This is a genomic window from uncultured Methanobrevibacter sp. (assembly GCF_937898925.1).
Classification (GTDB): Archaea; Methanobacteriota; Methanobacteria; order Methanobacteriales; family Methanobacteriaceae; genus Methanobrevibacter.
This window is the reverse complement of sequence record NZ_CALDKF010000050.1, coordinates 1-6,697: the sequence shown is the minus strand read 5'-3', so window position 1 is coordinate 6,697 and position 6,697 is coordinate 1. Positions and strand designations below refer to the sequence as shown.

The 6,697-nt window shown below is 32.0% G+C and carries 8 protein-coding genes; 4 read left to right on the top strand and 4 right to left on the bottom strand.

Translation table 11 applies throughout. The features are described 5' to 3' along the window. Nucleotides 1-249 (top strand): hypothetical protein (locus Q0409_RS03955; RefSeq protein ID WP_298535310.1); only part of this gene is annotated, 249 nt, incomplete at its 5' end. Between the two features lie 384 nt (nucleotides 250-633). Here the strand turns inward: Q0409_RS03955 and Q0409_RS03950 are convergent. From Q0409_RS03950 to Q0409_RS03940, 3 genes are all read right to left on the bottom strand, one after another. After that, a complete protein-coding gene (locus tag Q0409_RS03950; RefSeq protein WP_298535307.1) occupies nucleotides 634-1,032 on the bottom strand; it encodes a type II toxin-antitoxin system VapC family toxin in 399 nt (132 codons plus the stop codon). Then, nucleotides 1,029-1,265, bottom strand: a complete 237-nt coding sequence (locus Q0409_RS03945) for a hypothetical protein (protein ID WP_295608331.1) — start codon at nucleotides 1,263-1,265, stop codon at nucleotides 1,029-1,031. Before Q0409_RS03945 ends, Q0409_RS03950 begins: the two co-directional genes overlap by 4 nt. Before the next feature lie 142 nt (nucleotides 1,266-1,407). Next, nucleotides 1,408-2,451 carry a Xaa-Pro peptidase family protein gene (locus tag Q0409_RS03940; protein ID WP_298535305.1) on the bottom strand — a complete coding sequence of 348 codons (1,044 nt, stop codon included), beginning with the start codon at nucleotides 2,449-2,451 and terminating at the stop codon, nucleotides 1,408-1,410. 151 nt (nucleotides 2,452-2,602) lie between these two features. Here Q0409_RS03940 and Q0409_RS03935 point away from each other — a divergent pair, with 151 nt between their 5' ends. The 3 genes from Q0409_RS03935 to larE all read left to right on the top strand — a co-directional run bounded on the left by Q0409_RS03935 (nucleotide 2,603) and on the right by larE (nucleotide 5,767). Beyond that, nucleotides 2,603-3,856 carry a YcaO-related McrA-glycine thioamidation protein gene (locus Q0409_RS03935; RefSeq protein ID WP_298535302.1) on the top strand — a complete coding sequence of 418 codons (1,254 nt, stop codon included), beginning with the start codon at nucleotides 2,603-2,605 and terminating at the stop codon, nucleotides 3,854-3,856. Between the two features lie 41 nt (nucleotides 3,857-3,897). Further along, on the top strand, nucleotides 3,898-4,533 hold the full coding sequence (locus Q0409_RS03930; RefSeq protein ID WP_298535300.1) for a TfuA-related McrA-glycine thioamidation protein: 636 nt from the start codon (nucleotides 3,898-3,900) through the stop codon (nucleotides 4,531-4,533). Between the two features lie 166 nt (nucleotides 4,534-4,699). Further along, nucleotides 4,700-5,767, top strand: coding sequence for an ATP-dependent sacrificial sulfur transferase LarE (gene larE, locus Q0409_RS03925; RefSeq protein WP_298535298.1), 1,068 nt, complete (start codon nucleotides 4,700-4,702; stop codon nucleotides 5,765-5,767). A 64-nt stretch (nucleotides 5,768-5,831) separates the two neighbouring features. Here the strand turns inward: larE and Q0409_RS03920 are convergent, their stop codons facing one another. Next, nucleotides 5,832-6,347 carry a hypothetical protein gene (locus Q0409_RS03920; RefSeq protein WP_298535296.1) on the bottom strand — a complete coding sequence of 172 codons (516 nt, stop codon included), beginning with the start codon at nucleotides 6,345-6,347 and terminating at the stop codon, nucleotides 5,832-5,834. Between the last annotated feature and the right edge of the window lie 350 nt (nucleotides 6,348-6,697).

Genomic DNA, 6,697 nt, shown 5'->3' with positions numbered 1-6,697 from the left:
AAAAGTATAACGACAGTTGCTAAATATGTAAGAGAACTTGAAGATAAGTGTTTAATCTATACTGAACCGACAGAAATAATTCTGAAAAACGGTAAAAAACAAAACGGCAATTTGAAATATACAATCAGGCCTATCCAAGATGCTGTTGAGTATTTTCATCAGCAGCAGATGAAAAAGTTTCAGGAAGATTTGGCTCGGAAAAAAGCTCAAAAAATGCTTGAAGAATATGAAAAAAAGCATCCAAAATGAACTGCATAAAAATTATTTTTCTGTCACGTAAATTAGCTGATACCCCCTATTAAAATCTGTTAAACATTAACCAAAGAAAAGTGGTTTTTGATTTTCGGCAAAATGAGAACGACTGTGACAGAGAATTATGAGAAGAAAATTCTGGGGTAAGGTAGTTACCCTACTCAAGAAAGATAACCTCGTAATTCATCGTGTGACAAATAGGTTTGAAACCTAAAAATAGATTTTTAAGGATTAATACTTAAATATAACGATTTTAAACCCTTTAAATTTCAAAATAAAATCATTATCATATTTATATGAAAAAATAACTAAAAATAAGTAAAAATTAGCGATTTAGTAAAATTATAATGAGATTAAAAAATTAAAATTAGATTAAAAAAATTATAAAATTAAATTTATCCCTTCAGCTTTTTTAAATTCCTTGTCAAAGCTTAAAAGATTTTCAATTTTATGATAATGCATATCCACAATTATGCTGCAATCAGTGAAACTCAATTTAGTGTTATGTTTTTCATATATCAACATGGTAGTTGAATTGAAATCCTTGATTTCATACTCATTTATTACATGGAAAATGTCATTAATAAGATCAAATGCAGAAATGGCAGTTTCCAAATCTATCTTATTTCCAATTACAGTTATGACTTCATTAATGACTAGATTGCTTATATAGCAGTCATTTTTCTCAATCAAGTCAATATATTCCAACGATTTCTCATGCAATGAGTCATTTTCATTCACTAATGCAATTAAAAAAGAGGAATCTACGAAAATCTTCATTTATACAAGCTCCTCTTTAATTCCACTGCATTTGTAGTCTCTTTGCTTTTGCCTAATCCTGCCAAATCATGAATTGAAGACTTTTTGCTTTTAAAAGTTATAGTTATGACATTATCAGAATTCAAATCCCAATCCATCACTGTATCTTCAGAAACGTCAAATAGCTTTCTGATTTTAGATGGAATGGTAGTTTGATTGTTTTTATAAATCCTAGTGGTACCCACATTAACCATCATATCACCTATTAAAATATTATATTAAAAGGCATATATATTTTTTACCTCTTAAATTAAAAAATTAAAAGGTATGGTGAAAAAATAAGAAATATCTTGAAAAAGTAGTGTGTAAATAAAAAATGAAAATAAAAAAGAAAAATTATAATATTTGAGGCAAATTACCAATCAATCTACCCTTTTTGTCAACTAAAACCATATCCTCTATCCTTATTCCAAACTCGCCTTCAAGATAGATTCCCGGCTCAATTGTAATAATCATATTGTTCTCCAAAACAGTTTGATCCTTTAGGGAAACTGAAGGATTTTCATGAATATCCAATCCTAAGCTATGGCCAGTGCTGTGAATGAACTTATCGCCATATCCATATTCAGTTATTATATCTCTTGCCACCTTATCCACCTCACAAGCTTTTACACCTGCCTTAACAGCATCAATGGCCTTGTCATGAGCTTCAAGAACTATATTGGATATTTCTTCCTGCCTTTCTGTGTAGATGAAAGTTCTTGTTGTGTCAGAGCAATATCCCTCAAACTTGCAGCCGTAATCAACTAAAACTGGAGTTTCAAGGACATGTTGCCTTGGAGTTGAATGAGGCAATGAGGATACAGGGCCAGATGCAAATATTGTATCAAATGATTCAACTGTTGCTCCGTTCTTTCTCATCAGATAGCCTAATTCATATGCACATTCCCATTCTTCTGCTCCTTTTTCCTGCTTGGAGCGGACATCCAATTCAAGGAGTGACTTATGTGCAATATCAGTTGCCTTAAGCATCTTTTCAATTTCATCATCAGATTTTATCATCCTTTCAGTTGAGATTGCATTGGAGATAGTGAGATTGAAGTCCTTGAACTTTTCATAAACGCTTGCAGTCAAGTCTGATTCAATGGCTAAGCTCTTGATTCCCTCATCTTTTAGATATTCAATCATCTTATCAAATGATTCATATTTCACAATATCTATGGAAGATGTATTGGTTGCATTTTCCATATCCATTCCAGAAACAAATATGATTGGATTTTCCTTGATTATCATGAATGCAAAGCTTGTTGACAAGTATCCGGACAAGTAGTAGATATTGTTGAAATTAGCCACCAATATGGCATCCAATTCTTTCTCTTCCAATTTTTTCAATATGTTTTTTATATGAAAATTATGAATCTCATTATCCTTAATTTGCATTTGAAAGCCTCAATTGAATATATATCACTTATTATTTAAAAATTAAACGAATGATCGAAATTATCCTATAACAATTATTATAAATAATCAATTACATAATATAAATATTACAAATATAAAAAGATTTTAAAAATAGCTAAGGATAAAAAACATGTTTGAAGATATTCCAATAAAATTCTTTAAGGGAACCCATAGAGTGAAAGACCCAAAAGAAACAATTGAGATAAATGAGAAAAAGCTTAGAACCGCTGGAATAACCAGATTGACTGATATCACAGACTTGGATAGAGTCAAGATTCCAGTATTTTCAGCTATCCGTCCAACTGCACAGTCTGGAAGCGTAAGCGTCTATGCAGGAAAGGGCGCTACCAAAGAGCAGGCAAAGGCATCTGCAATGATGGAAGGATTCGAAAGGTATTCTGCAGAAAGACAGGATATCGATACTGAGAGGACATTTGTAGACACTTACAACAACATTAAAAATGAAAGGAATGTTCTTGATCCTAAAGACCTCCTCTTGCCAAAGAATTACGGCAATGAAAATGTTGAAAATTCAAGGCTTGAATGGATTGAAGCTGAAGACATCATAAGCGAAGAGACAATATATGTTCCATCTAATGCTGTTTTCCACCCATATATTCCTACAAGGGAAGTGAGCCCTAGTCCAATAGCTATTTTTAAAGGAAACACCAATGGTCTTGCATCTGGAAACATCATAGAGGAATCCGTTTTGCACGGTATCTTTGAAGTTGTTGAAAGGGATGCATGGAGCATATTCGAACTTACTAAAAGAAATAAAAAAGAAATAAACCAAGAAAGCATTGATAACGAGATTATCAATGAACTCTTAGACAAGTTCAATAGCCAAGGAATTGATATTAAGCTTATGGACATTACAGCAGACTTGAAGATAACAACAATAGCTGCAAGTGCTGATGATACAGTCCTTAAGGATCCGGCACTTCTCACTTTAGGTGTTGGAACCCACTTGAACCCTGAAGTTGCGGTCATCAGAGCACTTACTGAAGTTGCACAAAGCAGAGCAACCCAAATCCATGGTACCCGTGAAGACACAATCAGAGCAGACTTCATGAGAAAATCAGGCTATGAACACATGAAGAGAATGAACAGGCATTACTTCCAAAGGGAAGATGAAACCATAAATCTTGGCGATATTGAAGACAAAAGCTCACATTCAATCAAAAAGGACATTGAAACAAGCATTGAAGAGGTTCAGAAAGTTGGATTCAATAAAATATTATACACTGACCTTACAAGAGATGAAATCGGAATCAATGTTGCAAGGGTAATCATTCCGAAAGCAGAGCTCTATTCATTGGATGAGGAAAGGTTAGGCAATCGCGCTTTGGAATATGATAGAAAAGCACGTAGAGGATTAATTTAAAAATAAATTTATAATTATCATTAATTTTAAGAGATTTTAACATGACTAAAAAAATCATCGTTTATTTAGGATTATCCATATTGGAAGATGAGGCTAAAACAATACTTGATGCAGACTATAGGCCTCCAGTTAAAAGAGGAGACATCCTAAAGGCAATATCTGAAAAGCCAGACATCATAGGAATCATTGATGGCGCTTTCCACCACACTCCTGCAGTTGCCCATAAGGAAATCATGAAGGCATTGGACAAGGGAATAACTGTAGTTGGAGGAAGTAGTATGGGCGCTTTAAGAGCATCAGAGCTTGATGATTTAGGCATGATTGGAATCGGTTATGTTTACAAGGCGTACAGAACTGGAGCAATTACTTCAGATGACGATGTGGCTTTAAGTTTTGACCCAGTAAATCAAGTTCCATTATCCGAAGCTCTTGTAAATGTTGACTACAAACTGGACTTGGCGGTTAAGGAAGAAATAATCACTGAAGAGGAAAAGGATTACATTCACAATATTGCCAAAGAGATCTATTACCCTAAACGTTCATATCAAAACATATTCTCAAAAGTGGAAATGGAAGATAAAAAGAAAACCAAGCTTATCGATTTCATATTGAAGGAGAAGGACATCAAATACTTGGATGCAATTAAAGTCTTGGAATACATTAAAAACTTAGAATAAGCTCATTTTAGAATATAACGTTGATATAGAAAATTTTAAAAGCAATGAATAATATAACAATAGTTAATTTATTATTTTTTTATATTTGATATGATATTGAACTCGGGCGATTAATCAAATTAAACTAATAATAAATGAATTTATTATTAAGTTAATGAGGCCAAATATGAATACAAATATCAAAATAAATAAAGTAAAAGAAATATTTAAAGACTATGGCAAAGTAGCTTTAGCTTTCTCTGGTGGAGCAGACAGCACATTGCTTGCATACCTTGCAAAGGAAGCTGGTGCAGATGTGCTTGCAATCACTTATGACAACCAGATTTTTCCAACTGGATTTTTGGAATTTGCAAAAAGAAGAACATCTGAACTTGGAATAAGACACGAAATTATTGAAAGTAATTTCCTTGATGTAGGTGATGTTGTTGAAAATGCTCCACAAAGATGTTTAGTATGCAGAAGATTGATGTATGGTGCAATTAAACAAAGGGCTAATGAAGAAGGATATGAAATTATCATAGATGGAAACAATGTAACAGACCTTACTCATGATAGGCCTGGGATACTCATGAAATATGAGTATGAAATTGAAAGCCCATTCATTGAAGCTGAACTTGAAACCTATGAGATTCATAAGTTCCTTGATGAAAACAATATTGAATACTCAAATTCCACAACTTGTCTCGCAACAAGGGTCAAGACTAATGAAACCGTAACAATCGATAAGGTGAATAGGATAGACCATTGTGAAGCATATGTGAAAGAAATCACAGGTTCTGATGTAGTCAAGCTTAGAGAAGAGAAAAATGTGGCTACAATCGAATTAAGTGATTTGGATACCATTTTAGATAAGGAAAAGATAGATTCAATTGTTGAAGAATTGAAATTATCCCAATATGACAAGATCCTATTGAATCTTAAGGCAATCGAAAGTGATGATGAGCTTATCTTAGATGATGAGCTTGAAAAAGGAGCGAATAATCTTACACTTAGAAAGAGATTGCCATTTGGAATCAATATTTTAGAAACCGATAGGATTCTTAAAAATAAGGAAAATGACCATATAAGCAATATTGAGACTATTGAGGATATCGGATACATCAAATTGCATATTGATGAAAAAGAGTCTAGGATATTTAGAGATGGAAATATAAGCATTGAAAACAATAAAAACAAGGAAGATGCAAAAGAATCTTTAGTAAAGATATTGCCATTTATTAGAAGAACTGTATAGTTCTTCTTCATTTACTTTTTTTTAATTAATTATTAATTTTAAAAATCCTATTTTTCAATTTTTTTTAATTATTATTTTTTAATCTTTGCTGCCTTGCAAACTCCTTAAAGGAAATCTTCTTTTCAGTTGGAATATTCTTTTCAACAGATTTAACAATTATTCCATCATTTGAGTCATCCTCTTTTTTAAATTTCAAGCCTAAAATTCCTTGTGAATACTCTTCTTTTGATGAAATTCCCTTTAAAGCAAGTATTTTTCCATCTAACCTTAAACTTTGATTATCTGCTTTCACTTCTATTAGATGAATTTCAAATCTGCTTGCTTTCTCAATCTCGTCATCTGTGATAAGGTCATATTTCAATAAAAGATTTTCATGTGGAAGGACTTCATTGATTGTCCTTTTGACAACTGATTCAAAAAGGCCTATCAAGCTTTCTATAACTGGAAGGTCATTATCCCAATAGTATGCAAGCATGACATTCAATTGGATTTCATGTTCAGAGAATTCCTCTCCAACTCTTGCTCTGATTCCAATTGTTGAATCATTATCCTTTATTACTAAAATAGGCTCAGATGACATGTTATCGCTCAAATTAAAAATGATTGAAAAAATTAATACTAAAACATTTATTGAAACTAATATAAATATTTTAAATCTTAAAAAAATTAGAAAAATAGCTTAAAAAATGTTAAGTGAATTCTAAAAAGAATTCAAATAACACCAAACAAGTCAATTTTAGGACTAATAATAATCCATGAATATAATATAGATTTTTTTGTATATAAAATTTCTTAGAAAAAAAATAAAAAAGAATGGTTAAAAAACCATTGGAAAGATTTTGGTCAAGGTTTTTGACGCAAGTCAAAAAGCTTGACTTATAATAAAGTTTTAATTAAGTCACTAGCTCTGACAAGTCCAACGAGCTCTCC